Source organism: Viridibacillus sp. FSL E2-0187, from assembly GCF_038006425.1.
Classification (GTDB): Bacteria; Bacillota; Bacilli; order Bacillales_A; family Planococcaceae; genus Viridibacillus; species Viridibacillus arvi.
The window spans coordinates 1-1,152 of the sequence record NZ_JBBOVG010000006.1; the positions used below are offsets into that span (position 1 = coordinate 1).

Annotated in this window: 1 protein-coding gene; it reads right to left on the reverse strand. The window is 58.3% G+C overall.

Going from position 1 to position 1,152, the window contains the following annotated elements; all coding sequences use genetic code 11:
* Positions 1-1,152, reverse strand: a 1,152-nt coding sequence (locus tag MHH85_RS22215; protein ID WP_340708547.1) for a hypothetical protein, incomplete at both ends; no start/stop codon positions are given.

Consider the following 1,152-nt stretch of genomic DNA (forward strand, 5'->3'; position numbering starts at 1 on the left):
CAGTGGATCCTGTTGCTCCAGTCGACCCTGTTGCCCCAGTTACTCCCGTTGATCCGGTTGCTCCTGTTGGACCTGTTGCTCCAGTTACTCCCGTTGCCCCAGTTGGTCCTGTTGCTCCAGTTACTCCTGTTGCTCCGGTTACACCAGTTGCTCCAGTTACTCCCGTTGATCCTGTTGCCCCAGTTGGTCCTGTTGGACCTGTTGCTCCAGTTACTCCCGTTGCTCCCGTTGCTCCTGTTGGTCCGGTTACACCAGTTACCCCAGTCGGTCCCGTTGGTCCGGTTGACCCTGTTGGACCTGTTGCTCCCGTTGGTCCGGTTGACCCAGTCGCTCCGGTTGACCCTGTTGGTCCTGTTTCTCCAGTCGACCCTGTTGCCCCAGTTACTCCCGTTGATCCTGTCGATCCCGTTGCTCCCGTTGCCCCTGTTGGTCCTGTTGCTCCTGTCGATCCAGTTGCTCCAGTTACCCCTGTTGCTCCGGTCGATCCTGTTGCTCCGGTTACACCAGTTGCTCCAGTTACTCCCGTCGCTCCCGTTGGTCCGGTTGACCCAGTCGCTCCGGTTGACCCTGTTGGTCCTGTTTCTCCAGTCGACCCTGTTGCTCCAGTTACTCCCGTTGCTCCGGTTACACCAGTTGCTCCTGTCGATCCCGTTGCTCCAGTTACTCCTGTTGCTCCTGTCGATCCCGTTGCTCCAGTTACTCCTGTTGGTCCTGTTGGACCTGTTGCTCCCGTTGCCCCAGTTGGACCTGTTGCTCCCGTTACTCCAGTTGCTCCCGTTGGTCCGGTTGACCCAGTCGCTCCGGTTGACCCTGTTGGTCCTGTTTCTCCCGTTGCTCCGGTTACACCAGTTGCTCCTGTCGATCCCGTTGCTCCAGTTACTCCTGTCGGCCCTGTTGCTCCCGTTGGTCCGGTTACACCAGTTACCCCAGTCGGTCCTGTTTCTCCAGTTGGTCCGGTTACTCCGGTTGCTCCTGTCAATCCCGTTGCTCCAGTTACCCCTGTTGGTCCTGTCGATCCCGTTGCTCCAGTTACCCCTGTTGGTCCTGTTGGACCTGTTGCTCCAGTTACTCCCGTTGATCCTGTTGGACCTGTTGCTCCAGTTACTCCAGTTGCTCCCGTTGGTCCGGTTGACCCAGTCGCTCCGGTTGACC